General features: G+C 69.3%; 25 protein-coding genes. 7 read left to right on the forward strand and 18 right to left on the reverse strand.

Annotated elements, in window-relative coordinates:
• Positions 1-21 precede the first annotated feature (21 nt).
• A complete protein-coding gene (gene ntrC / locus ASF43_RS13590) occupies positions 22-1563 on the forward strand; it encodes a nitrogen regulation protein NR(I) (RefSeq protein ID WP_056181780.1) in 1542 nt (513 codons plus the stop codon).
• Positions 1564-1566: 3 nt separating this feature from the next.
• Here ntrC and xth read toward each other — a convergent pair whose 3' ends face one another.
• Together xth and ASF43_RS13600 are read right to left on the reverse strand one after the other, a co-directional pair.
• Entirely contained in the window at positions 1567-2340 is a 774-nt protein-coding gene (gene xth, locus ASF43_RS13595; protein WP_056181783.1) for an exodeoxyribonuclease III, read from the reverse strand.
• A 117-nt stretch (positions 2341-2457) separates the two neighbouring features.
• On the reverse strand, positions 2458-3117 hold the full coding sequence (locus ASF43_RS13600) for a CoA pyrophosphatase (RefSeq protein ID WP_056181786.1): 660 nt from the start codon (positions 3115-3117) through the stop codon (positions 2458-2460).
• A gap of 75 nt (positions 3118-3192) precedes the next feature.
• Here ASF43_RS13600 and ASF43_RS13605 point away from each other — a divergent pair, with 75 nt between their 5' ends.
• Positions 3193-4149, forward strand: a complete 957-nt coding sequence (locus tag ASF43_RS13605) for a bile acid:sodium symporter (protein WP_056183391.1) — start codon at positions 3193-3195, stop codon at positions 4147-4149.
• Here the strand turns inward: ASF43_RS13605 and ASF43_RS32115 are convergent.
• The 5 genes from ASF43_RS32115 to coxB all read right to left on the reverse strand — a co-directional run bounded on the left by ASF43_RS32115 (position 4146) and on the right by coxB (position 10168).
• Positions 4146-5804, reverse strand: a complete 1659-nt coding sequence (locus tag ASF43_RS32115) for a methyl-accepting chemotaxis protein (protein ID WP_056181788.1) — start codon at positions 5802-5804, stop codon at positions 4146-4148. The two genes, ASF43_RS13605 and ASF43_RS32115, sit on opposite strands and share 4 nt — an antisense overlap.
• Positions 5805-5878: 74 nt before the next feature.
• Positions 5879-6634: a cytochrome c oxidase assembly protein gene (locus ASF43_RS13615; RefSeq protein WP_056181793.1), complete on the reverse strand. Its 756-nt coding sequence runs from the start codon at positions 6632-6634 to the stop codon at positions 5879-5881.
• Positions 6619-7026, reverse strand: coding sequence for a hypothetical protein (locus ASF43_RS13620; protein ID WP_056181795.1), 408 nt, complete (start codon positions 7024-7026; stop codon positions 6619-6621). The genes ASF43_RS13615 and ASF43_RS13620 overlap by 16 nt, the downstream gene beginning before the upstream one ends.
• Positions 7023-9515, reverse strand: coding sequence for a cytochrome c oxidase subunit I (gene ctaD / locus ASF43_RS13625; RefSeq protein ID WP_056181798.1), 2493 nt, complete (start codon positions 9513-9515; stop codon positions 7023-7025). Before ctaD ends, ASF43_RS13620 begins: the two co-directional genes overlap by 4 nt.
• Positions 9512-10168, reverse strand: a complete 657-nt coding sequence (coxB, locus tag ASF43_RS13630) for a cytochrome c oxidase subunit II (protein WP_056181801.1) — start codon at positions 10166-10168, stop codon at positions 9512-9514. Before coxB ends, ctaD begins: the two co-directional genes overlap by 4 nt.
• Positions 10169-10246: 78 nt before the next feature.
• On the opposite strand from coxB, the gene ASF43_RS13635 reads away from it, so the two are divergent.
• On the forward strand, positions 10247-10729 hold the full coding sequence (locus ASF43_RS13635) for a DUF2231 domain-containing protein (protein ID WP_056183393.1): 483 nt from the start codon (positions 10247-10249) through the stop codon (positions 10727-10729).
• Between the two features lie 16 nt (positions 10730-10745).
• Here the strand turns inward: ASF43_RS13635 and ASF43_RS13640 are convergent, their stop codons facing one another.
• The 6 genes from ASF43_RS13640 to ASF43_RS13660 form a co-directional block, all read right to left on the reverse strand.
• The gene (locus ASF43_RS13640) at positions 10746-11183 is read right to left on the reverse strand and encodes a CopD family protein (RefSeq protein WP_056181803.1); all 438 of its coding nucleotides are present in this window, start codon (positions 11181-11183) and stop codon (positions 10746-10748) included.
• Positions 11184-11190: 7 nt separating this feature from the next.
• Positions 11191-11322, reverse strand: coding sequence for a hypothetical protein (locus ASF43_RS32040; RefSeq protein WP_255358116.1), 132 nt, complete (start codon positions 11320-11322; stop codon positions 11191-11193).
• Positions 11323-11552: 230 nt separating this feature from the next.
• Positions 11553-12053, reverse strand: coding sequence for a dihydrofolate reductase (locus ASF43_RS13645; protein WP_056181806.1), 501 nt, complete (start codon positions 12051-12053; stop codon positions 11553-11555).
• A 1-nt stretch (position 12054) separates the two neighbouring features.
• Positions 12055-12867 (reverse strand): thymidylate synthase, encoded by an 813-nt coding sequence (locus ASF43_RS13650; RefSeq protein ID WP_056181809.1) that lies wholly within the window; start codon positions 12865-12867, stop codon positions 12055-12057.
• A gap of 29 nt (positions 12868-12896) precedes the next feature.
• Positions 12897-14330: an FAD-binding oxidoreductase gene (locus ASF43_RS13655; RefSeq protein ID WP_056181812.1), complete on the reverse strand. Its 1434-nt coding sequence runs from the start codon at positions 14328-14330 to the stop codon at positions 12897-12899.
• 12 nt (positions 14331-14342) lie between these two features.
• Positions 14343-14759 (reverse strand): DUF2069 domain-containing protein, encoded by a 417-nt coding sequence (locus tag ASF43_RS13660; RefSeq protein WP_056181815.1) that lies wholly within the window; start codon positions 14757-14759, stop codon positions 14343-14345.
• On the opposite strand from ASF43_RS13660, the gene ASF43_RS13665 reads away from it, so the two are divergent.
• A complete protein-coding gene (locus tag ASF43_RS13665; RefSeq protein WP_056181818.1) occupies positions 14758-16005 on the forward strand; it encodes a YihY family inner membrane protein in 1248 nt (415 codons plus the stop codon). The genes ASF43_RS13660 and ASF43_RS13665 overlap by 2 nt on opposite strands.
• Here ASF43_RS13665 and ASF43_RS13670 read toward each other — a convergent pair.
• Genes ASF43_RS13670 through ASF43_RS13680 form a run of 3 tightly spaced genes read right to left on the reverse strand, consistent with a single transcriptional unit; the run spans position 15995 to position 18496 of the window.
• Positions 15995-16336, reverse strand: coding sequence for an Mpo1-like protein (locus ASF43_RS13670; protein ID WP_056181821.1), 342 nt, complete (start codon positions 16334-16336; stop codon positions 15995-15997). The genes ASF43_RS13665 and ASF43_RS13670 overlap by 11 nt on opposite strands.
• A gap of 34 nt (positions 16337-16370) precedes the next feature.
• Positions 16371-17189, reverse strand: coding sequence for an alpha/beta fold hydrolase (locus ASF43_RS13675; RefSeq protein WP_056181824.1), 819 nt, complete (start codon positions 17187-17189; stop codon positions 16371-16373).
• Positions 17186-18496: an O-acetylhomoserine aminocarboxypropyltransferase gene (locus ASF43_RS13680; RefSeq protein ID WP_056181828.1), complete on the reverse strand. Its 1311-nt coding sequence runs from the start codon at positions 18494-18496 to the stop codon at positions 17186-17188. Before ASF43_RS13680 ends, ASF43_RS13675 begins: the two co-directional genes overlap by 4 nt.
• A 99-nt stretch (positions 18497-18595) precedes the next feature.
• On the opposite strand from ASF43_RS13680, the gene ASF43_RS13685 reads away from it, so the two are divergent.
• Positions 18596-19054, forward strand: coding sequence for a CBS domain-containing protein (locus ASF43_RS13685; RefSeq protein ID WP_056181831.1), 459 nt, complete (start codon positions 18596-18598; stop codon positions 19052-19054).
• Positions 19055-19081: 27 nt separating this feature from the next.
• Here ASF43_RS13685 and ASF43_RS13690 read toward each other — a convergent pair whose 3' ends face one another.
• A complete protein-coding gene (locus ASF43_RS13690; RefSeq protein WP_056181833.1) occupies positions 19082-20302 on the reverse strand; it encodes a polyhydroxyalkanoate depolymerase in 1221 nt (406 codons plus the stop codon).
• Between the two features lie 121 nt (positions 20303-20423).
• Between ASF43_RS13690 and ASF43_RS13695 the strand changes: the two genes are divergently transcribed.
• A complete protein-coding gene (locus ASF43_RS13695; protein ID WP_056181836.1) occupies positions 20424-21083 on the forward strand; it encodes a glutathione S-transferase in 660 nt (219 codons plus the stop codon).
• Between the two features lie 31 nt (positions 21084-21114).
• On the opposite strand, the gene ASF43_RS13700 is transcribed toward ASF43_RS13695, so the two are convergent.
• Positions 21115-21537: a cupin domain-containing protein gene (locus tag ASF43_RS13700; protein ID WP_056181839.1), complete on the reverse strand. Its 423-nt coding sequence runs from the start codon at positions 21535-21537 to the stop codon at positions 21115-21117.
• Between the two features lie 115 nt (positions 21538-21652).
• Here ASF43_RS13700 and aroC point away from each other — a divergent pair, with 115 nt between their 5' ends.
• A complete protein-coding gene (aroC, locus tag ASF43_RS13705) occupies positions 21653-22750 on the forward strand; it encodes a chorismate synthase (protein ID WP_056181842.1) in 1098 nt (365 codons plus the stop codon).
• The last annotated feature ends 64 nt before the right edge of the window (positions 22751-22814 follow it).

Consider the following 22814-nt stretch of genomic DNA (forward strand, 5'->3'; position numbering starts at 1 on the left):
GACCCCGAGGTGACGACACACATGAAGCCGATCTGGATAGTAGATGACGACCAATCCATTCGCTTCGTGCTGGAGAAGGCGCTGTTGCGCGAAGACCTGCCCACACGCAGCTTCACCAATCCGCGCGAAGTGCTGGCGGCGCTGGAGAGCGCTGGCGACGAAGACGGCCCGCAGATCCTGGTCAGCGACATCCGCATGCCGGGCGGCTCGGGCCTCGATCTGCTTGGCAAGGTCAAGGAAAAGCATCCGGGCCTGCCCGTGATCATCATGACGGCGTTCTCCGACCTGGACAGCGCCGTGTCCGCCTTCCAGGGCGGTGCTTTCGAGTACCTGCCCAAGCCCTTCGACCTGCCCAAGGCCGTGGAGCTCATCCGCCGTGCCGTCGAGGAAAGCCAGCGCGAGGAAGTGGCCGAAGAGCGCATGGCCGCCACGCCCGAGATGCTGGGCCAGGCGCCGGCCATGCAGGACGTGTTCCGCGCCATCGGCCGCCTGTCCCAAAGCAACGTCACGGTGATGATCACGGGCGAGTCCGGCTCGGGCAAGGAGCTCGTGGCACGCGCGCTGCACAAGCACTCGCCGCGCGCGAGCGGCCCCTTCGTGGCCATCAACACGGCGGCCATCCCCAAGGACCTGCTGGAGTCCGAACTGTTCGGCCACGAGCGCGGCGCCTTCACGGGCGCGCAGACCATGCGCCGTGGCCGCTTCGAGCAGGCCGAGGGCGGCACGCTGTTCCTCGACGAAATCGGTGACATGCCGTTCGATCTGCAGACGCGGCTGCTGCGCGTGCTGTCCGACGGCCACTTCTACCGCGTGGGCGGCCACAACGCCGTCAAGGCCCATGTGCGTGTGATCGCCGCGACGCATCAGGACCTGGAGCAGCGCGTGCGCGAAGGCGTGTTCCGCGAGGACTTGTTCCACCGCCTGAACGTGATCCGCCTGCGCCTGCCCGCGCTGCGCGAGCGCAAGGAAGACGTGCCCATGCTCACGCGGCACTTCCTGCAGCAAAGCGCCGCGCAGCTCGGCGTGGAGCCCAAGCGCATCTCGGACGCGGCCCTGGCGCAGATCGGCCTGTTCAGCTTTCCGGGCAACGTGCGCCAGCTCGAGAACGTGTGCCACTGGCTGACCGTGATGGCGCCGGCCCAGGTCATCGAGCCCAAGGACCTGCCGCCCGAGGTCATGTCGGCCGCTGCCGCAGCGGGCGTGCCCGTCGGTGCCGCCATCGCCGTGGCGCCGCGCCCGGCCCCCATGGTGGCGGGCGAGCCCGAAGGCGCTTCCAGCGTGGGCGCGCAGGCGCCGCTGGCCGACCCGATCGCCTATCCCGACGTGCTGGCGCCTGCCACACCCGGCCTTGCCGGATGGGAGCACGGCCTGGAGGCCGAGGCGCTGGAGTTGCTGGCCGCGGACCGCCACGACGTGTGGGACGTGCTGACGCGCCGCTTCGAGTCCAAGCTGATCCTGACCGCGCTCAACAACACGCGTGGGCGCCGCATCGAGGCCGCGCAGAAGCTCGGCATCGGCCGCAACACCATCACGCGCAAGATCCAGGAACTCGGCCTGGAGTAGGGATCAGATCTCCAGCACCACGGGCGCGTGGTCGCTGGGCTTTTCCCACTTGCGCGGCACGCGGTCGATCACGCAGCTCTTGACCTGCGGCTTCAGGGCCTCGCTGACCAGGATGTGGTCGATGCGCAGGCCGCGGTTCTTCTGGTAGCCCAGCATGCGGTAGTCCCACCAGCTGAAGCTCTTGGGCGGCTGCTCGAACATGCGGAAGCTGTCGGTCAGGCCCAGCGCCAGCAGCTGCTGGAAGTGCGCACGCTCCTGCGGCGAGTGGTGGATGGTGCCGGCCAGCGCCACCGGGTCGTAGGAGTCCTGGTCTTCCGGCGTGATGTTGAAGTCGCCCAGCAGCACCAGCTGCGGGTGCTGCGCGAGCTCCTGGCGCAGGTAGGCCTGCAGGCCGTCCAGCCACTTCATCTTGTAGACGAACTTGTCCGAGTCCAGCGCCTGGCCGTTGACGAAGTAGCCGTTGACCACGCGGATCGGCCCCGCCGGCCCGTCCACCGTGGCCGCGATCACGCGCGCGTGCTCGTCGTCGAAGCCGACGATGTTCTTCACCACCTCGCGCGAGGGCGTGCGCGAGAGAATGGCCACGCCGTTGTAGGTCTTCTGGCCGAACACAGCCGACTCGTAACCGGCTTCGCGCAACACCTCGAGCGGAAACTTGTCGTCGGTCATCTTGAGCTCCTGCAGGCACAGCACATCGACCGGGTTGGCGGCCAGCCAGTTCTGCACATGGGCCAGACGGGCGGTGAGGGAGTTGACGTTCCAGGTGGCGATCTTCATGGGTTGGGCTCGTGAGGGAGCCGGCAAGCCTATCACCGTGGCCAGGTTCGTGTTCGAAAGCCAGGGGCGCTGTCGATCCAGGACTTCGCATCCTGCCCGCACGGCCCGAAGACGGGCCTACTTGCGCGCAAATAGCGGCTGCTCGAAATGCGCCACGCGCGTGGTGCGCCCGGCGATGCAGACCTCGCGGAACTGGTAGAGCAGCGCGGCCGTGGGCGCGGCCACCCAGCCGTCGCCCATGGGCATGCGCAACACGGGGTGCGGGCTGTCGGCGATGGGCTCCAGCAGCGGCGCGTCCTCGCGCATGAACTCTTGCACGCGCACACGGTGGATGCTGGCCACCTCGGCCGGGTCGGCCACCAGCGTGGCGCGCGCCGGGCCGGCCCAGACCACCACGGGCGTGATGACGAAGCCCGAGCGCGTGACGAAGTCGTCCAGCAGACCGAGCACCGCGCTGCCATCCAGCCGCAGGCCCACCTCCTCGTGCAGTTCGCGCAGGGCCGCCTCTGCAGCGGATTCACCGGGTTCGATGCGCCCGCCGGGCAGCGACCACTGGCCCGGGTGGTTGCGCAGCGTCAAGGCTCGCCGAGTCAGCAGCACGGCGGCAGCCGAGCTCCAGGCCGTGGGCTTGGCCAGCCCGGCCAGGTCGGCGCCCCAGCCTTCCTCCAGCAAGGTCAGCGCGACGGCCGCGCGGTGGCCGGCGCAGGGCGTGGTCTGCAGTGCGAAGGTCTGCAGGCGGTCTTGCACGCGTTGTCGCAGCGGCGCGTCGAGTTGCATGGTGGGTCGTGTGGGGTGGCGTGCGGCCAGTATGCCGGCCAGGGGCGCCTGCACGCGCGCGCTAAGCTCGCCGCCGTGCTCCCTCTGCAGAACTTTCTCGAAACCCGCCAGCCTTTCCTGTATTTCGGCGCGGTCGCGGCGGGTGCGGCCATCGCGCTGCTGGTGCCCGGCACCGAAGCGCTGGAGCCAGCCATCAACCCTGCCCTGGCACTGATGCTGTTCCTGACCTTCCTGCAATTGCCGCTGGCCACGCTGGGCCGGGCGCTGCGCGACCTGCGCTTCATCGCCGCGCTGCTGGGCGCGAACTTCGTGGCCGTGCCGCTGCTCGTCGCATGGCTCGTGCCCTGGCTGCCAGCCGACCCCATGCTGCGGCTGGGCGTGCTGCTGGTGCTGCTGTGCCCGTGCATCGACTATGTGGTGGCCTTCGCGCAACTGGGGCGGGCCGATGCGCGCCTGCTGCTGGCGGCCACGCCGGTGCTGCTGGTCGCGCAGATGCTGCTGTTGCCGGTCTATCTCGCGCTGTTCCTGGGCCATGCCGCCGACGGCTTGGTGCAGGCCGAGCCGTTCGTGCAGGCCTTCGTCTGGCTGATCGCCGCGCCGCTGTTGCTGGCGGGGCTGTGCCAGCGCTGGGCGGCGGGCGCGCGAGCGGGCGGGCGCGTGCTGGGCGCGCTGGCCCTGCTGCCGGTGCCGGCCACGGCGCTGGTGCTGCTGGTCGTGGTGCTGGCCGTGCTGCCGCGGCTGGACCAGGCGGGTGCGCAGGCGCTGCGCGTGCTGCCGGTCTATGTGGGCTTCGCCGTCGTGGCACCGGCGATGGGCTGGTGGCTGGGGCGGCTGGCGCGCCTGCCGGCGGCGGCGGCGCGGGCCGTGGCCTTCAGCGCGGCCACGCGCAATGCCCTGGTGGTGCTGCCGCTGGCGCTGGCCGTGCCGGGCGGCATGCCGCTGCTGCCGGCACTGGTCGTCACGCAGACGCTGGTGGAACTGGTGGCCGAGCTGGTCTACATCCGCGTGCTGGCGCGCTGGGGCCGGGCTTAGGCGTGGGCCCAGCCGTCGCTGCCGGCCGGCAGCCGGGGCCGCGCGATGGGGGCAGGGCTGCGGCGCGGCGCCACGGCGGGCTTGCTCTGCGCCTGGGCTTGTTCGAAGCGGAACACCGCCACCGCCTGCACCAGCTCCTCGGCCTGCGTCTGCAGGCTGGCGGCCGCGGCCGCGCTTTCCTCGACCAGCGCGGCGTTCTGCTGCGTGGCCTGGTCCATCTGCGCGACGGCCTGGCCGACCTGGTCCACGCCGATGCTCTGTTCGCGGCTGGCCGCGCTGATCTCACCCATGATGTCGGACACGCGCTGCACCGAGGCCACGATCTCCTGCATGGTGCTGCCGGCGCGGTCCACCAGCGCCGTGCCGTGGGCCACGCGGCCCACGCTGGCCGTGATCAGCGTCTTGATCTCCTTGGCCGCCTGCGCGCTGCGCTGGGCCAGGTTGCGCACCTCGCTCGCGACGACCGAGAAGCCGCGGCCCTGCTCGCCGGCGCGGGCCGCTTCCACGGCGGCGTTCAGCGCCAGGATGTTGGTCTGAAAGGCGATGCCGTCGATGGTGCTGATGATCTCGGCGATCTGCGCCGAGCTGTCGTTGATGGCCTGCATGGTGGTGACGACCTGGCCCACCACGTCGCCCCCGCGCGCGGCGATCTGCGACGCGACGCTGGCCAGTTCGCCGGCCTGGCGCGCGTTGTCGGCGTTGTGGCGCACGGTGCTGCCCAGCTCTTCCATCGCGGCCGACGTTTCCTGCAGCGCCGAGGCCTGCTGCTCGGTGCGCTGGCTCAGGTCGTTGTTGCCCTGGGCGATCTGCGAGCTGGCCACCGAGACGCTGTCGGCATTGCCGCGCACGGTCTGCACGGTTTCCACCAGGCTTTGCTGCATGCGCTGCAGCGCGGCCAGCAGGCGGCCGGTCTCGTCGGTGGAGCGGGCCTCGATGGCCCGGCCCAGGTCGCCGCCGGCGATGCGGTCGGCCGCCTGCACGGCCTGGTCCAGTGGCCGCGTGATGCTGCGTGTGATGAGCCAGCCGGCCGCAATGGCGGCGACCAGCGCGAACAGGCACAGCGCGACCAGCAGGTGGCGCTGGCGGGCATGGTCTGCCTCGGCCTGCTGCCGCAGCGCGACCGTGCGGCTTTCGGTGAAGCGGGCGTAGGCGGCCGTGGCCTGTACCAGGGCGGCCAGCAGCGGGCGGCATTCGTCGTTCATGCGGGTGATCGCCTGCTCGCGCTGGCCGCGCAGTGCCAGGTCGACGATGGCCAGAGCCACAGGGCCATAGGCCTGCTCGACCCGGGCCATGTCGGCCACCAGCTGGCGCGCCTGGTCGGAGGCGGTACGGTCGGCGGCCAGCATCTTGCCCAGCTGGGCCAGGCTGTCCTGCACGTCCTGGTGCGCGGTGGTGACAGCGGCCTTTTCGGCCGCCAGGTCGGCTGGCTTGGTGACCAGCACCAGGTTGCGCGCGGCGATGGCGCGGTCGCCGACAGCGGCGCGCACGTGGGCGGCCACCGTGGCGCGCGCGTTCATGCCGCGCGTGTAGTTTGAAAAGCTGGCGTTCGCATCCGCCAGCGCGGACAGCGCCAATGCGGCCACGGCCAGTACCAGCAGCGTCAATACGCCGAATGCCAGAGCGAGCCGGCTGCGAATGCTTGTGTTGCGAAACATCGTGGTCCTGTTGGTGTGGCATCCCGCTCTGTGACGGGACAGCAGGACTGTAGGGACAACGGTGTGCGCAAGTGTCAAGGAACTGTGACGCGTAAGGCCTGGGGGCCACGGTGGGCGGCGGCCCACCAGTGCAGCGCCAGGCCCACGGCCGTGCACAGGTAGGCTGCCGCGCCCACGACCCACATCAGCAGGCCGGCCAGTTGCTGGTCCGCAAGCGGCGCCAACCCCCAGGCGCGCGCGCCGGCTGCCTGCAGCGGGTACAGCGGCGTGCCCGCGAAGGTCAGCAATGCGCCCAGCAGGCCGGTGTGCGCCATGGTCGCCAGCAGCGCGAGCAGGGCATGGCCGCGCCGGGCTTCGGGCGCCAGCAGCACGCCGCGCCAGAACCACCAGCTCGACGCCAGCAGCAGCCCATAGGCCAGCACATGGGCGGCCGGCTGCTGCAGCACCAGCGCGTAGACCGCCGGCACGTGCCACAGCCACAGCAGCGCGCCGTGTGCAACGGTGGCGAGGGCCAGGTGCCCGCCGGCCTGCGCGCGCGCACGGTGCGGGCCGCAAGCCAGCAAGGCCGCGGCTGCGATGAGCAGCATCAGCTGCGCCATGTGGGCGGCAGCCAGCGTCGCGGCCAGGCGGCACAACGGCGACACCAGGCCCAGGGCCAGCAGCGCCCAGCCCGCCAGCGGCCAGCGGCCCTGGCGGTGCAGCCGCAGCCACAGCAGCAGCGCTGCCAGCGGCGTCAGCGTGGCGGGGGCCAGGCTCCAGGCGGCCCACCAGTCCTGCGGCAGCGCGGGACGGGCGCCGGCCAGGCACAGCGCGATCAGGTCGTCGAACATGGGGCCTCCTGATGGGGTGGGAGGGGCGCGGCTGTGGCCAGGCCTGCGCAGGGCGGCAGGGCCAGCACGGGCCAGCCGGTCCATACCGTGGCGACCAGCGCGATCGCGGTCAGCGTGCGCGCCAGCCGCGGCAGCAGACCGTGCGGCGGCCAGCGCCGCGCGAACCAGGTCCACAACGCGGCCAGCGCCAGCAGATGCACGAGCCAGGCCGTGGCCATCGCGACGCTCAGGCCGTTGCCCAGCGGCATCGGGCGCGCCTGCCAGCCGGCCTGGCAGCCCAGCGACAGTAGCGCGTAGAGCGCGACGAAGCTGCTGGCCCACAGCAGCAGGCCGCCGCAGCTGCCCAGCAGCCAATGCCGCACGCCGGGCTCGAACGCGGTGCGGTCCGTCATCGCAGGGCCGCCGGAATGTGCAGCGCCGCCAGCAGCACCAGGCCGGTGGCGGCCGTGTAGTCGCACCACAGGCGCGCCGTCTGCAGCTCGACCTGGCGCAGCGGCGAGACGAAGCCCGCGCGCCCGCGGGCCAGCGCGTAGGCCGCGAACACCACGCCCAGCGCGCTGTGCAGCACGCCATAGGCGAGGCAGAACGCCAGGATCGCGCCGTAGGCATGCGTGCGCGGGTCCGGCAGGCCGGGGAGCACGCCGGCCGGCAGCAGCACGGTGGCGGCCAGGGCCGCGGCGAGCGCGCCGGCCAGCCAGCGCTGGCGGCCGGGCGCGTCGCCATGGGCATTGGCGTGCACGGCGCGGCGCATGGCTGCGCAGGCCAAGGCCAGGGCGGCGGCCCCGGCCAGCGGCAGCGCCCAGCCGGTGGCCAGCCAGGCCGGTGGCGGCCAACCCGGCGCGACGGTGGCCAAGTAGGCGTAGCCGAACAGCAGCGAGACGAAGAAGGTGCCATCGGCCACCAGGGTCCACATCAGCCCGGCGCGGCCCGGCGCGCGCTCGGCCACGTCGTGCACGGGCAGCAGCACGCCGTCGCCCACGTCCACCGGCGCCGGGTCCTGCCGCAGGCCGATGGACCAGGCCCAACGCCAGAACAGCACCAGCGCCGCCACGGCCCCGAAAGGCACGAGCCAGTAGGTCTTGGTCAGCAGCGCCATGAACACGGCGCCCACCGCGACCGCGCAGGCCAGCGGCATCCAGCCGGGCTTGGGCAGCCGGATCACGTGGGTGGGCGCGCCCGTGACCGGGTGGCAGCCCAGGCTGTGCTGCTCGTCGACCGGCGCGCCGGCCAGCAGGCCGCGGCCGGCCGCGATGTCGGCGCCGAGTTGCGGCGTCGTCCACAGCGGCTCGCCGTCCGCGATGCGCGGCTGGCTGGCGAAGTTGTAGAACGCCGGCGGTGTCGGCATGGCCCACTCCAGCGTGGCCGCATCCCAGGGGTTCTGCGGTGCGCGCCGGCCCATGTAGGCGCTGACGATCAAGTCCAGCAGCAGGAGGAAAAAGCCGATGGCCATCACGAAGCTGCCGATGGAGGAGACCAGGTTCGGCCAGTCCCAGCCCAGCCCCGTCACATAGCTGCCCACACGCCGCGGCATGCCCAGCAGGCCGGTCAGGTGCATGATGAAGAACGTGGTGTTGAAGCCGACGAAGATCAGCCAGAACGCCCACGCGCCCAGGCGCGGCAGGGTCTGCCGGCCGAACAGATGCGGGAACCAGTAGTAGATGCCCGCCATGAACGGAAACAGGAAGCCGCCCACCAGCACATAGTGCAGGTGGGCCACCACGAAGTGCGTGTCGTGCGCCTGCCAGTTGAACGGCACCAGCGCCAGCATCACGCCCGTGAGCCCGCCGCACACGAACACCACCAGGAAGCCCAGCAGCCACAGCATCGGCAAGGCCAGCTTGGGCCGGCCGTGCCACAGCGTGGCGATCCACGCGAACATCTGCACCGCCGTGGGAATGGCCACCAGCATGCTGGCCGCCGAGAAGAACACCAGCGCCAGATGCGGAATGCCCACCGTGAACATGTGGTGCACCCACAGCCCGAAGCTGATGAAGCCCATGGCCACGATGCTGGCCAGCACCCAGTGGTGGCCCACCAGCGGCCGCCGCGCGAAGGTGGGGATCAGCGTGGAGACGATGCCGGCGGCCGGCAAAAAGATGATGTAGACCTCGGGGTGGCCGAACAGCCAGAACAGGTGCTGCCACAAGAGCGGGTCGCCGCCACGCGCCGCGTCGAAGAAGGGCCAGCCGGCGGCCCGTTCCAGCTCCAGGATCAGGCTGCCCAGGATCAGCGGCGGAAAGCCGATCAGCATCATGCCGGCCGTGACCAGCATGTACCAGGCGAACAGCGGCATCTTCGCCAGCAACATGCCCGGCGCGCGCATGGTGAGGATGGTGACCACGATCTCCACCGCCGCTGCGATGGCCGAGATCTCCACGAAGGTGATGCCCAGCAGCCACACATCGGCATTCACGCCTGGCGTGTGCACGGCGTTGGACAGCGGCGTGTAGAGGAACCAGCCGCCGTCCGGCGCCACGCCCGCGGCCAGCGCGCCCAGCAGGATCAGCCCGCCGAGCAGGTAGCACCAGTAGCCGAACGCACCCAGCCGCGGGTAGGCCAGGTCGCGCGCGCCGATCATCTTGGGCAGCAGGTAGATCGCGAAGCCCTCGATCAGCGGGATCGCGAACAGGAACATCATGATGGTCCCGTGCATCGTGAACACCTGGGCGTACAGCGCGTCGTCCAGGAAGGCCGAGCCCGGCGTGGCCAGCTGCGCGCGGATCAGCATGGCCAGCATGCCGCCGACGAAGAAGAACACCAGCGCCGTGGCGATGAAACGCCGGCCCACGATGTTGTGGTTCACGGCCGAGAGCGAGCGCCAGCCAGACGGGTTGTGCCACACGCGTTGCAGGCGGTGGTGCAGGGCGACGGGCCCGGTCATGGCGCGCTCCCGCCCAGCGCGGCCTGCAGCGCAGATGGCGCGTGCGCGTGCACCTCGATGGGCATGCGTGCGTGGCCCGTGCCGCAGTATTCGGCGCACACGCCGCGGTAGATGCCGGGCGCATCGGCCTGCAGCCGGATCACGTTGCTGCGGCCGGGGATCGCGTCGATCTTGCCGCCCAGGCGCGGGATCCAGAAGCCGTGGATCACGTCCGCCGTGCGCACGCGCACATCGACCGGCTGGCCGGCCGGGATGTCGATGCGGTTCACCGCCGTGCGCGCCGCCGGGTGGGCCGGGTAGGCGACCTCCCATTGCCATTGCCGGCCCGTGACCTCCACGGTGAACACAGGCGCCTGGCCGGGCAGCGGCAGCAGCGCGTGGCCTGCGCGCACGCCCCACAGCAGCAACGCGACCAGCACCACGCCGGGCAGGGCCAGCCCGCCCCAGAGCACAAAAGCGCGCTCCGACACCCGCGGCGTGCCCTGCGGGCGGCGCAGCGCGGCGTACAGGCCCAGCGCCGTCATGAACACCAGCAGTGCCATGCCGCCCCAGAACATGGCCCACCACACGCGCGCGATCGGCGCCGCGCCGGGGCCGGCCGGGTCCAGCGCCGACAGCGGGCCGGCCGCGCCGCAGCCGGCCAGCAAGGCCAAGGTGGCGAGGCCCGCGGCGCGCGCGAGAGACCCTGGCGCAGCAGGTGATCCGGCCGCGCGCTTAGAGTGGGCCGCAGCATGAAGCACTACGCCGACCCCGTCCCGCACGGCACGACCACGGGCGTGCACTTTTTCGGCCACCCGGCGCATGCGATGCTGGTGCCGTTCCCCATCGCGTTCCTGATGGCGGTGCTCGCCAGCGACATCGCGTGGTGGTACTGGAGTGACCCGTTCTGGGCGCGCATGTCGCTGTGGCTGGCCGGCGCCGGGGCCGTGACGGGCATCGTGGCCGGCATCGCCGGTACGTGGGAGCTGCTGCTGGTGCGCGACATCCGCCGCCGCGCCGCGGCCTGGAGCCATTTCGTCGTGGCCGTGATGCTGCTGTCGGTCGGCGTGGCCAACTGGGGCATGCGCGTGGCCGACGCCGAGGCGCTGATCGTGCCGTTCGGCATGTACCTGTCGGGCCTTGGCGCGTTGCTGGTCAGCGTGGCCGGCTGGCTGGGCGGCACGTTGGTGTTCGAGCACCGGGTCGGGGTGCTCAACGCGGACGAGGAAGACTGAGGGGCCCATCGCAGATCTACAGACGTGGTTGGGCCAGCACCAGCCACAGCACGCCGGGAATCAACAGTGCCGGCACGAGGGCCAGGGCGACGTGGAACCCGGGTGACCAGCGCTGCGGCGTCTCGCGCAGCACCAGCAGCAGCTTGCCGCAGCCGGCGTGGAAGAACACCATGGCCGCGACCAGCGTGAGCTTGGCCAGCAACCACACGGCGTACGAGCCGGTCACATGGATGAGCAGGGTCCCCGACACCACGGCCAGCACCGCCGCTGGCGAGGCGATGGCGATGTAGACGAAGCGCGAGGCTGCCCACAGCCGCCGCTTGGCGATGCGGCCCTGCGTCTGCGGGTACAGCGCAAGCAGGGCCGGCAGCGCGAACAGGCTCGCGCACCAGGCCAGCAGCGCGGACAGGTGCACGAATTTGATCCAGGGCAGCCAGGCGGCCAGCAACTGCATCAACGTCCTAGCGTGCGCGCGCGGGCCAGGCGGTCACGCGCTTGCCCATGTGTGAATCCGCGCCGTAGCGCTGGCCGGCCGCTGCCACGGTGTGCAGGCGAGGCGCAGGGACGGCGGCGGTGTCGGTCGGATCGGTCACTCTGGAGGTCTCCGGATGGGGCGTGCGGGTGCGAAACACCCTGGCTCGTCATGAAGGGACCAGGCACTGACTTCTTGTAGTGATGAGCTGTGCTGTGGAGGCGAAGAGCAGACAGTGTCGAAGGCCGGTCGCCGCATTTCGAGCGGTCGGTGCGCCGCGCCCGGGTGGGAGCGGGCCTACAGGCTGCACTGGCCTGCAGCATCGGCGCGCGCAAGCGAGGCGCCTCAGGGCTACGGCGTCAGCGCGGTGTTGTGGTACGTCACGAAGCTGAAGGCCAGCCCCGCGGCCGAGACGTGGCGCTCGCGCTCGGTTTCTTTCCAGTTGCCGCCGAACTTGGGGGCATAGGCATCGCCCTCGAACTCGGCCTCGATCTCGGTGACCACCGCCGTGCTGGCCAGCGCCATGGCCTGGGCATAGACATCGGCGCCGCCGGTGATCCACACCTTGGCATCGGCCGGGCACAGGCCCAGGGCCTCCTCGAGCGAGGCCGCACGCAGTGCGCCATCGGCCTGCCAGTCGGCATGGCGCGTGAGCACGATGTTGATGCGGCCGGGCAGCGGCCGGAACTTCGGCGGCAGCGAATCCCAGGTCTTGCGGCCCATGACGACCGGGCAGCCCATGGTCGTGCGCTTGAAGTGCGCCATGTCTTCCGGCAGCCGCCACGGCAGTGTGTTGGCTTTGCCGATCACGCCGTTGGCGGCACGCGCAAGGATCAGGTGCAGCGTGGGCATGTCAGACGGCCACCGGCGCCTTGATGGCGGCGTGGTGCTGGTAGTCCACGACTTCGAAGTCCTCGTACTGGTAGTCGAAGATCGAATCGGGCTTGCGCTTGATGACGAGCGTGGGGTAGGGGTAGGGCGTTCGGCTCAGCTGCAGCTCCACCTGCTCGGCGTGGTTGCTGTAGATGTGGCAGTCGCCACCAGTCCAGATGAAGTCGCCCACCTGCAGGTCGCACTGCTGTGCGAGCATGTGGGTCAAGAGCGCGTAGCTGGCGATGTTGAACGGCACGCCCAGGAAGATGTCCGCGCTGCGCTGGTAGAGCTGGCAGCTCAGCTTGCCGTCGGCCACGTAGAACTGGAAGAACGCATGGCAGGGCATGAGCGCCATCTTCGACAGATCGGCCACGTTCCATGCGCTCACGATGATGCGGCGCGAATCGGGGTTGGTCTTGAGCTGCTTGACCACCTCGGCGATCTGGTCGATGTGGCCGCCGTCCGGCGTGGGCCACGAGCGCCACTGCACGCCGTAGACCGGGCCCAGGTCGCCATCAGGCTTTGCCCATTCGTCCCAGATGCTCACGCCGCGTTCCTTGAGCCAGTTGTTGTTGGACGAGCCGGTCAGGAACCACAGCAGTTCCTGGATGATGGACTTGAGGTGCACCTTCTTGGTGGTGACCAGTGGGAAGCCTTCGTTCAGGTCGAAGCGCATCTGGTGGCCGAACACGCTCTTGGTGCCGGTGCCCGTGCGGTCGCCCTTGGCCACGCCGTGCTGCTGCACGTGGCGCATGAAGTCTTCGTATTGGGAGCGGATGGGGCGGGTGGTCATGGTCGGATTGTCTCTCCGGTCGATGGTGTTCACGCCTCCAGCACCCGCCCCGGATTCATCACGTTCTTCGGATCCAGCGCTCCCTTGATCGAGCGCATCATCTTCAGCGCCACGGGCGACTTGTAGTGCGGCAGCTTGTGCTGCTTCAAACTGCCCACGCCGTGCTCGGCCGAGATCGAGCCGTCGAAGGCCTTGACCGAGTCGAACACCACGGTGTTAACGTGCTCTTCCTGCTCGGCCAGGAAGGCCCTGGCATCGCCGCCGGCCGGGGCCTGCACGTTGTAGTGCAGGTTGCCGTCGCCCAGGTGGCCGAAGTCGACCATGCGCACGCCGGGGATCGCCCGTGCCAGCAGCGCGTCCGTCACGCGCACGAACTCGGGGATGCGCGAGACCGGGATCGAGATGTCGTGCTTGATGTTCAGGCCCTCTTCGACCTGGGCCAGCGGAATGCTCTCGCGGATGTGCCAGAGCTGGTGCGCCTGCGTGAGGTTCTCGGCGACCACGGCGTCGCTCACGCAACCGGCCTCGAAGGCCTGCTCCAGCAGCTTCTCGAAGCGCGTGCGGGCATGCTCCTCGGACTCGTCGTCGGAGTTCTCCAGCAGCACGCACCAGGGCGTCTCGTTTGCCGCTTCGGCCGCGCCGGTCACGAAGGGCACGCGCTGCTGCGGAAAGTGCTTGGCCACCAGGCTCACGGCGAAGCGCCCCATGACCTCGAAGCCCGTGAGGCCCGCGCCCAGCGTGCGGTGCGCCATGCCCAGCAGCTCCACGGCCTGCTCCATCGAGGGCACGGCGGCCCAGGCCGTCAGGCGCGCGGCGGGCATGGGGTAGAGCTTCATGGTGGCCGCGGTGATGATGCCCAGCGTGCCTTCGCTGCCGATGAACAGGTCGCGCAGGTCGTACCCCGTGTTGTCCTTGCGCAGGCCGGTCAGTCCGTTCCAGATCTCGCCCTCGGCCGTGACGACCTCCAGGCCCAGGCACAGATCGCGTGTGTTGCCGTAGCGCACGACCTGCGTGCCGCCTGCGTTCGTCGCCAGGTTGCCGCCGATGGTGCAGCTGCCCTCGGCCGCCAGGCTCAGCGGGAACAGGAAGCCGTCCTTCTCGGCCAGCTCCTGCAGCGTCTGCAGGATGCAGCCGGCCTCCACCGTCATCGTGAGGTTGGCCGGGTCGATGCCGCGCACGGCGTTCATGCGCGTGAGCGACAGCACGACCTGCGTGCCGCTCTCATCGGGCGTGGAGCCACACACCAGGCCGGTGTTGCCGCCCTGCGGCACCAGGCTCACGCCGGCCGCGGCGCAGGCCTTGACCACATCGGCCACCTGCTGCGTGGTGGCCGGCCGCACCACGGCCAGCGACTTGCCGCGGCTGCGCTTGCGCCAGTCCTGCTCCCAGGCGGAAAGATCGCCTTCGGTCAATACGTTCGCGGCACCGACGGTGGCGCGCAGGGAGTCGAGCAAGGCGGTCATGTCAGAAGTCTTTCATCCACCCGCGGCGGCGGTGGCCGCGCGGGCATTGCGAAAACGCAGGCGCACGTGCATGGCACAGGCGACGAACAGCAGCAAACACAGCAGCACCTCGGCCAGCGCGCACCAGCTGCTGGGCGGGGCGTCACCGAACGCGCGCACCACGCCCTCGGTGAAGTACAGCCAGATCAGCAGGCTCAGCCAGCGGTAGGTGTACATGCGGTTCTTCAGCAGGCCCGCCAGAGGGATGCACAGCGGCAGCACCTTGATGGCGAGCCAGGTGCCGCCCGGGCGCAGCGGCGCCAGCCAGAGCTCCCAGGCCAGGCCCAGCACGATGAGGCCGAGCAGGCTGGCGACGGCCAGCCAACGGGTCCAGGAGATGGGGGATGGGAGGGGGGCGGGCTGCATGGCGGTGGCATCATAGCGAGCCATGCTCTCTTCGCGCCTGCACGCCCTGCTGGAACAGATCGCGCGCTTTCCCTGGCGCAATACCGCAGCCACGCTGCGCGAGCGCCTGCGTGAAGACCAGCTGGGCCTCACGGCCAGCAGCCTGACGTTCACGACCACGCTGGCATTGGTGCCGTTGTTCACGGTGCTGCTGGCCATCTTCACCGTGTTCCCCATCTTCGGCACGATGCAGGGCGTGCTGCAGCGCTGGCTGGTGCAAAGCCTGGTGCCCGAGACCATCGCGCGCCAGGTGCTGGGCTATCTCACGCAGTTCGCCAGCCAGGCCAGCCGGCTCGGCAGCGTGGGGCTGGCCGTGGTGCTGGTCACGGCCCTGGCGCTGATCCTCACGATCGACCGCACGCTGAACCGCATCTGGCGTGTGCGCAAGCCGCGGCCGCTGGGCCAGCGTGTGCTGATCTACTGGGCGCTGATCACGCTGGGGCCGCTGCTGCTGGGCGCCAGCCTGGCGGTCACTTCCTACGCCATCTCGTCCTCGCGCGGCTTGGTCGACAGCCTGCCCGGCGGCGTGCGCTTGCTGCTGGACAGCCTCGAATTCCTGCTGCTGGTGCTGGGCATGGCCTCGCTGTACCGCCATGTGCCGAACACGCATGTGAAGTGGGGCCATGCACTGGCCGGCGGCCTGTTCGTGGCGCTGGGCATCGAGATGGCCAAGCGCCTGTTGAGCGTGTACCTGGCTTCGGTACCGACGTACTCGGCGATGTACGGTGCCTTCGCCACGCTGCCCATTTTGCTGGTGTGGATCTACCTGGCCTGGCTCATCGTGCTGCTGGGCGCGGTGATCGCGGCCTACCTGCCTGCCCTGGTCGAAGGTGTGGCGCGGCCGGCCGGCGCTTACGGCTGGCACTTCCAGCTGGCCGTGGAGGTGCTGCAGCACCTGCATGCGGCCCGGCCCGGGGCGCAGCATGGGCTGGCCGCCAGCGAACTGGGCCGGCTGCTGGGCACGGACGCGCTGCAGCTGACGCCCGTGCTCGATGCGCTCGTGGGCCTGGACTGGATCGCCAAGCTCGACGAAGCCGAACACGCGGTCCACGGCACGGCGCAGGACGCCGAGGAGGCACGCTACGTGCTGCTGGCCGATCCGGACCGCACGCTGCTGGCACCCCTGCTGGAGCGCTTGCTCGTGCACCGCAGCGATGCGCTGGCGCCGCTTTGGGAGAGCGGGCGCTGGTACAGCCTGCTGCTGCGCGACGCGTTGGCGGTCAGAGTTTGATGCGCCCGGCCCAGATGTCGCGGTACATCGCCCAGTCGCCCATGAAGCTGTAGAGCGGGCGCTTGAAGCTGGCGGGCCGGTTCTTCTCGAAACCGAAATGCCCGATCCACGCGAAGCCGTAGCCGCACAGCAGGCCGATCCACAGCCAGCGCCACTGGCCGGTGAACAGCAGCAGGCCCAGGCAGACCAGCGACAGCGTGGAGCCCACGAAGTGCAGTCGCCGGCAGCTACGGTTGCGGTGCTCGCTCAGGTAGAACGGATAGAAGTCGGCAAAGCGCTTGAAGGCGCGCGGATCCGTGCCTTCGCTGCGCAACAGGGTGCTGTCGTCCATCGTGGTCTCCTTGGCAGCGCGCCATCGCCGCGCGTCAGCCGCGCAGGAAGTCGCGGATCGCGAACAGCGTGGCGTCGGGCGTCTCGGTCATCTGGTGGTGGCCCACGGCCGGCGTGGCAATGCGCACGTGCTTGCCAGCGGCGCGGGCCTTGTCGATCAGGCCTTGCGCGGCCTTCGGCGGCGTCATCTGGTCCTGCGCGCCGAGCACGAACAGCACCGGGCATGCGATCTGCGCAATGGCCGCCTCGCCGTTGGCATAGCGGTCGCAGGCCAGGAAGCCGCGGTGGAACACGTTGGCCCTGGCATTGCTGCGCAGCACGCGCCGGCCCAGAGCCAGGCTGGCGCCATAGACCCAGGTGCCGGGGCCGAGTGCCGAGGGCGGGGCGGCCAGCGTGGCGCGCGAGAACACATTGACCATCTTGAGCGCGGCCTCGGGGTCGTGCTGCGAGGCATCGAGCAGCGCCTGCGAGACCTTCATCGGAAAGGCCGTGCCGACCAGCACGAGCTGCGTGATGCGGGCTTTGAGCCGGCCAGCGGCCTCCAGCGCGATCAGCGAGCCCCAGCTGTGGCCGACGAGCGCAGCCTTGTCGATGCCCGCGGCGTCGAGCAGCGCACCGATGAAGTCTGCGGCTTCCTCGACGGAAGAGGGCGCCTCGCCGCCGCTGCGGCAGTGGCCCGGCAGGTCCACGGCCACCACGTTGAAGCCGTGGTGCGCGAGGTAGCGGCTCTGCAAAATCCAGACGCTGTGGTCGTTCAGCACGCCATGGATGAACACCACGGTCGGCTTGGCCGCGTCGAAGGGCTTGCCGCCGGTGTAGCAATACGCGGTGTGGTCGTTGACGGTGACGTTCATGCCGCCTTCTCCGCGGCCTTCAAGGCCTTCTTGAGGTCGTCGATCAGGTCGTCTGCATCTTCGAGGCCGATGGACAGGCGGATCGTGCCCTGGCTGATGCCGCCAGCCGCCAGCGCCTCGTCGGTCATGCGGAAATGCGTGGTGCTGGCCGGGTGGATCACCAGCGAACGGCAGTCACCTACGTTGGCAAGGTGGCTGAAGATCTTCAGCGTCTCGATGAACTTCTTGCCCTGCTCGCGGTGGCCCTTCAAGTCGAAGCTGAAGACCGAGCCCGCGCCGCGCGGCAGCAGCTTTTGCGCGAGTGCATGGCTGGGGTGGCTCTCCAGCAGCGGGTGGCCCACACGCGCCACGAAGGGCTGGGCCGCGAGGAATTCCACCACCTTGCGCGTGTTGGCCATGTGGCGTTCCATGCGCAGCGGCAGCGTCTCGATGCCTTGCAGGATCAGCCAGGCGGTGTGCGGGCTCATGCAGGCGCCGAAGTCGCGCAGCCCTTCGCGCCGTGCGCGCAGCAGGAACGCGCCGACCGTGCTTTCCTCGGCGAACACCATGTTGTGGAAGCCCTCGTAGGCCTGGGCCAGTTCGGCGAACCGGCCACTCGCTGCGTGCGACGCGGCCCAGTCGAAGCTGCCTGCATCGACCAGCACGCCGCCGATCACCGTGCCGTGGCCCGACAGGAACTTGGTGGCCGAGTGGTAGACCAGGTCGGCGCCCAGCTCGAACGGCTTGATGAGCCAGGGCGATGTCAGCGTGGAATCGACCAGCAGCGGCACGCCGGCCTCGTGCGCGATCGCGCTCACGGTGGGAATGTCCAGCACGTCCAGCCCCGGGTTGCCCACGGTCTCGCCGAACAGCAGGCGCGTCTCGGGCCGGATCGCGGCGCGCCAGCCGTCGATGTCGCCGGGCTTCACGAAGGTCGTGTCGATGCCGAAGCGCCGCATCGTGTAGTGCAGCAGGTTTTGCGAGCCGCCATACAGCGCCGTGCTGGCCACGATGTGGCTGCCCGCGCCCATCAATGTGGCCACCGCCAGATGCAGCGCGGCCTGGCCGCTGGCCGTGGCGATGGCGCCGATGCCGCCTTCGAGTGCGGCCACGCGCTGCTCGAGCACGGCATTGGTGGGGTTGCTGATGCGCGAATAGACGTGGCCTGCGCGCTCCAGGTTGAACAGCGCGGCCGCGTGGTCACTGGACTCGAACACGAACGATGTCGTGAGATGGATGGGCACGGCGCGCGCACCCGTGGCCGGGTCCGGCGAGGCACCTGCGTGCAGTGCCAACGTGTCGAAGCCAGGGTCCGAATATCCGGGCATGCGGGGGTCTCCTACTGGGGGAACGAGGCTGTTTTGGGGATGATTGTGGGCTATATTCCCTTGACAGTTCCGCGTCGCGGACGATCAACAGGAGGCCCCATGAAAGTCAGCGACATTCTGCGCGTCAAAGGCAACACGCTGTACACCGCAACGCCCGATCAGGCCCTGGCCGACGCCGTCGCGGCCATGTCGGAAAAGGACATCGGTTCGCTGGTCGTCATGGACCACGGCGACCTGGTCGGCATGCTGACCTTCCGCGAAGTCATCCAGAGCATCGTGAAGAACGGGGGGGAACTTGGGACTGTGCTGGTGCGTACGGCCATGGACGACGCGCCGCTGACCTGCTCGGCCGAGACCGAGCTCGACGAAGTGCGCCGCATGATGCTGGAACGCCATGCCCGCTACATGCCCGTGATGGACAAGCGCATGCTGATGGGCGTGATCAGCTTCTACGACGTGGCCAAGGCCGTCGTGGACAGCCAGAACTTCGAGAACAAGATGCTCAAGGCCTACATCCGCGACTGGCCGGGTGGCGAGGAAGACGGCGAGAAGGGCTGACGCCTGGGGGGCTCTTCAGCCCTCCGCTCAGACCGCCGTCGCGTGGATCATGTCCCGCACGCGCGGGTAGATCTGTTCATTCCACTTGCGGCCACTGAACACGCCGTAATGCCCTACGCCGGTCTGCACGTGGTGTGTGCGCAGATAGGGCCGCACGCTGGTGCACATGTCCTGCGCGGCTAGAGTTTGGCCCACCGAGCAGATGTCGTCGCGCTCGCCTTCCACCGTCATCAAGGCCGTGCGGCGAATGGCGGCTGTGTTGACCGTGCGGCCCTGGAAGGTCAGCACGCCGCGCGGCAGGTCATAGGTCTGGAACACCTTTTCCACCGTCTCCAGGTAGAACTCGGCGGGCAGGTCGTTGACGGCGAGGTACTCTTCGTAGAACACGCGGATGGTCTCGGCCTTGTCGAGCTCGCCTTCGAGCAGGTACTTGTACATGTCCTTGTACTGCTGCTTGTGCCGCTCCAGGTTCATGCTCATGAAGGCCGTCAGCTGCACGAAGCCGGGGTAGACGCGGCGCATGAAGCCCGCGTGCGGCATGGGCACGTGGCTGATGAGATTCTTCGCAAACCACTCGATGGGCTTGCTGGTGGCCAGCGCGTTCACGCCCGTGGGGTTCACGCGGCAGTCGACGGGGCCGGCCATCAGGGTGAGGCTGCGTGGCTGCGCGGGGTGGTCGTCCTCGGCCATGATGGCGGTGGCAGCGAGGGCCGCCACGCAGGGCTGGCAGACCGCGACCACGTGCGTGCCCGGGCCCACGGCGGCGATGAAATCCATCATGTAGGCGATGTAGTCGTCCAGCGTGAAGGCGCCGTGCTTGAGGCTCACGTCGCGTGCGTTGTGCCAGTCGGTGATGTAGACGTCCTGGTCCTGCAGCAGCGTGCGCACGGTCTCGCGCAGCAGCGTCGAGAAATGGCCCGACAGCGGCGCGACCAGCAGCACCTTGGGCTGGTCCGGCATGCCAGGCGGCAGTGCGCGCTTGAAGCGCAGCAGGCTGCCGAATGGCTTCTTGCGCAACACCTCTTCGGTCACGGGCACCGACTCGCCCGCCACGTGGGCCGAGGTGATGCCATAGGCCGGCCGCGAATGCGTGAGCCGCATGCGCGAGATCACGGCCGAGGCCGCCGCCATGCCGCGCACCGGGCTGCGCTCGGTGTTGTCGAACCAGAGCGAGGCACTGAGCGATTGCGCGAGCAGGCGGATCGGCGACATCAGGTCGGACTGCAACTGATAGGCCTGGTAGAGCATGCGGTGTCTCGTGGGAGTCGGAATGCTGGAACGAGGCAAGTTGCGGGCCAGGCCTGCAGGCAGCGCCCACGCCGGGTGGCACGGCCCTTGCACGGTGATCGCCCTCACAGGAGGCGATGACATGGCGACCAAGGCGGTACTCACGATCAGCAGCAAGAACTACGGCGCCTGGGCCCTGCGCGGCTGGCTGATGGCCAAGCTGGCCGGCCTGGAGTTCAACGAGCACGTGGTGTCTCCCGACGACCCGGCCATGAAGGCCGAGATGCTGCTGCTCTCATCCTCCATGCGCGTGCCTTCGCTGCAGCACGGCAAGGTGCTGGTGTGGGACACCCTGGCCATTGGCGAATACCTCAATGAGCTCAAGCCCAAGGCCGGCCTGCTGCCCGCCGAGCAGGGCGCGCGCGCGCATTGCCGTGCGATCTGCGGCGAGATGCATTCGGGCTTCTCGGCGCTGCGCGCGTCGTTGCCCATGAACATCAAGGCGCATTTCCCGGGCTTCAAGGTGTGGTCGCGCGCGCAGGCCGACGTGGACCGCATCCTGGAGATCTGGATCGAGTGCATCCAGGCGTATGGCGGCCCTTACCTGTTCGGCGACAAGCCCTGCATCGCCGATGCCATGTACGCGCCCGTGGTCACGCGCTTCCTGACGTACGACGTGGCGTTGCCGCCAGTCTGCGCGGACTACTGCAAGCAGATCATGGCCTTGCCGGCCATGAAGGAATGGATCGCCGAGGCGAAGAAGGAGCCGGAGGAGATCGACGAACTCGACGCGGAATTTTGAGGCGCAGCCCTCTGGCCAGAGGGCCTTGCGCTCACGCCCAGGGCGTGGCCGCCGGCACGTCGCACACGGGTTCCACGTCCACCGACTTGAAGTCGGCCGGCGAGACGATCTCCAGGTACTCCATGTCGGGCGAATAGTCGAACAGGTAGTGGCGGATGCCGGGTCGCTGGTGCACCACGTCGCCCGCTTCGACCAGCGTTTCCTTATCTTCGTACATGAAACGCGCCCAGCCCTTGACCATGATCACGATCTGGAAATCCGCCTCATGCCGGTGCCATCCCGTGCCCGTTTCCGGTGCCATGTTGGCCTTCACAAGGTGCGCAATCACCTTGCCATGCGTGGCTTCGGCAATGCCGAGGTCGCGGTACAGGAAGAAGTCGCGCAGGCCGCCGGAGACATAGTCGGTATCTGCAGGCTTGACGTGGGAAAACAGAGTGCTTGTGCGGTCCAGCATGGTGTGCCTTTCGGTAGAGAGGTTGTCCGCACCGCGATGGGTGCCGTGTATGCGAAGCAGGATTCGTTCCCAGCGCCCACGCGCTGCTGCGGGGCCTCACGGATAATCCAGCCCCATGAGCGGTAACACTTTCGGCACCCTTTTCGCAGTCACCAATTTCGGTGAATCCCACGGCCCGGCCATCGGCTGCGTGATCGACGGCTGCCCGCCGGGCATGGAGCTGTCCGAGGCCGACATCCAGCACGACCTGGACCGCCGCCGCCCGGGCACCAGCCGGCATGTGACGCAGCGCAACGAGCCGGACGCGGTGGAGATCCTGTCCGGTGTGTACGACGGCCGCACCACGGGCACGCCGATCGCGCTGCTGATCCGCAATGCGGACCAGCGCAGCAAGGACTACAGCGCCATCGCGCAAAGCTTTCGCCCGGGCCACGCCGACTACACCTACTGGCACAAATTCGGCATCCGCGACCCGCGCGGCGGCGGGCGCTCGTCGGCCCGGCTCACGGCGCCCACCGTGGCCGCCGGCGCCGTGGCCAAGAAGTGGCTGGCGCAGCACCACGGCGTGCAGGTCCGCGGCTGCATGACGCAGATCGGTGACATCGCCATCCCGTTCGAGAGCTGGGACCACGTGCCGAACAACCCGTTCTACGCGCCTGTGGCCGACGTGTCGGCGCTCGAGGACTACATGGACAGCCTGCGCAAGGCCGGCGATTCCTGTGGCGCGCGCGTGCGCGTCATGGCCACCGGCATGCCGGTCGGCCTGGGCGAGCCGCTGTACGACAAATTGGACGCCGACATTGCCTTCGCGATGATGGGCCTGAATGCCGTGAAGGGCGTGGAGATCGGCGCCGGCTTCGCCAGCGTCACGCACCGCGGCAGCATGCACGGCGATTCGATGACGCCGCAGGGCTTTCGTACCAACCATGCGGGCGGTGTGCTCGGCGGCATCAGCACCGGCCAGGACCTGGAAGTGTCCATCGCCATCAAGCCCACCAGCTCCATCATCACGCCGCGCGAATCCATCGACGTACAGGGCCAGAGCGTGGAGGTCGTGACCAAGGGCCGGCACGACCCCTGCGTCGGCATTCGCGCGACACCCATCGTCGAGGCGCTGCTGGCTCTGGTCGTGATGGAGCATGCCTTGCGCCACCGCGCGCAGTGCGGCGACGTGCGCCAGGCCGTGCCGCCGATCGGCGCGTCTCTTTCTTGACACGCAGCCGGGAAGGGTTTCAGCCCGCCCGGCCATGGCTTCGGACCCCTTGGGCGATAATCCA

Source organism: Pseudorhodoferax sp. Leaf267, from assembly GCF_001422405.1.
Lineage (GTDB): Bacteria > Pseudomonadota > Gammaproteobacteria > Burkholderiales > Burkholderiaceae_C > Pseudorhodoferax.

Bases quoted from the DNA above. Each gene is read 5' to 3' on its own strand.
- ASF43_RS13645 (WP_056181806.1), bottom strand. From the start codon at position 12,053: ATGCCCACGCTGCACCTGATCCTTGCGCGTGCCGCCAACGGCGTGATC.
- ASF43_RS13600 (WP_056181786.1), bottom strand. From the start codon at position 3,117: ATGCAACTCGACGCGCCGCTGCGACAACGCGTGCAAGACCGCCTGCAG.
- ASF43_RS13615 (WP_056181793.1), bottom strand. From the start codon at position 6,634: ATGTTCGACGACCTGATCGCGCTGTGCCTGGCCGGCGCCCGTCCCGCG.
- ASF43_RS32115 (WP_056181788.1), bottom strand. From the start codon at position 5,804: ATGTTTCGCAACACAAGCATTCGCAGCCGGCTCGCTCTGGCATTCGGC.
- aroC (WP_056181842.1), top strand. From the start codon at position 21,653: ATGAGCGGTAACACTTTCGGCACCCTTTTCGCAGTCACCAATTTCGGT.
- ASF43_RS13660 (WP_056181815.1), bottom strand. From the start codon at position 14,759: ATGGCTCGCTATGATGCCACCGCCATGCAGCCCGCCCCCCTCCCATCC.
- ASF43_RS13695 (WP_056181836.1), top strand. From the start codon at position 20,424: ATGGCGACCAAGGCGGTACTCACGATCAGCAGCAAGAACTACGGCGCC.
- ASF43_RS13635 (WP_056183393.1), top strand. From the start codon at position 10,247: ATGAAGCACTACGCCGACCCCGTCCCGCACGGCACGACCACGGGCGTG.
- ASF43_RS13685 (WP_056181831.1), top strand. From the start codon at position 18,596: ATGAAAGTCAGCGACATTCTGCGCGTCAAAGGCAACACGCTGTACACC.
- ASF43_RS13665 (WP_056181818.1), top strand. From the start codon at position 14,758: ATGCTCTCTTCGCGCCTGCACGCCCTGCTGGAACAGATCGCGCGCTTT.
- ASF43_RS13700 (WP_056181839.1), bottom strand. From the start codon at position 21,537: ATGCTGGACCGCACAAGCACTCTGTTTTCCCACGTCAAGCCTGCAGAT.
- ASF43_RS13690 (WP_056181833.1), bottom strand. From the start codon at position 20,302: ATGCTCTACCAGGCCTATCAGTTGCAGTCCGACCTGATGTCGCCGATC.
- ctaD (WP_056181798.1), bottom strand. From the start codon at position 9,515: ATGACCGGGCCCGTCGCCCTGCACCACCGCCTGCAACGCGTGTGGCAC.
- xth (WP_056181783.1), bottom strand. From the start codon at position 2,340: ATGAAGATCGCCACCTGGAACGTCAACTCCCTCACCGCCCGTCTGGCC.
- ASF43_RS13655 (WP_056181812.1), bottom strand. From the start codon at position 14,330: ATGACCGCCTTGCTCGACTCCCTGCGCGCCACCGTCGGTGCCGCGAAC.
- ASF43_RS13675 (WP_056181824.1), bottom strand. From the start codon at position 17,189: ATGAACGTCACCGTCAACGACCACACCGCGTATTGCTACACCGGCGGC.
- ASF43_RS13670 (WP_056181821.1), bottom strand. From the start codon at position 16,336: ATGGACGACAGCACCCTGTTGCGCAGCGAAGGCACGGATCCGCGCGCC.
- ASF43_RS13650 (WP_056181809.1), bottom strand. From the start codon at position 12,867: ATGACCACCCGCCCCATCCGCTCCCAATACGAAGACTTCATGCGCCAC.
- ASF43_RS13640 (WP_056181803.1), bottom strand. From the start codon at position 11,183: ATGCAGTTGCTGGCCGCCTGGCTGCCCTGGATCAAATTCGTGCACCTG.
- ASF43_RS13680 (WP_056181828.1), bottom strand. From the start codon at position 18,496: ATGCCCGGATATTCGGACCCTGGCTTCGACACGTTGGCACTGCACGCA.
- ntrC (WP_056181780.1), top strand. From the start codon at position 22: ATGAAGCCGATCTGGATAGTAGATGACGACCAATCCATTCGCTTCGTG.
- ASF43_RS13620 (WP_056181795.1), bottom strand. From the start codon at position 7,026: ATGACGGACCGCACCGCGTTCGAGCCCGGCGTGCGGCATTGGCTGCTG.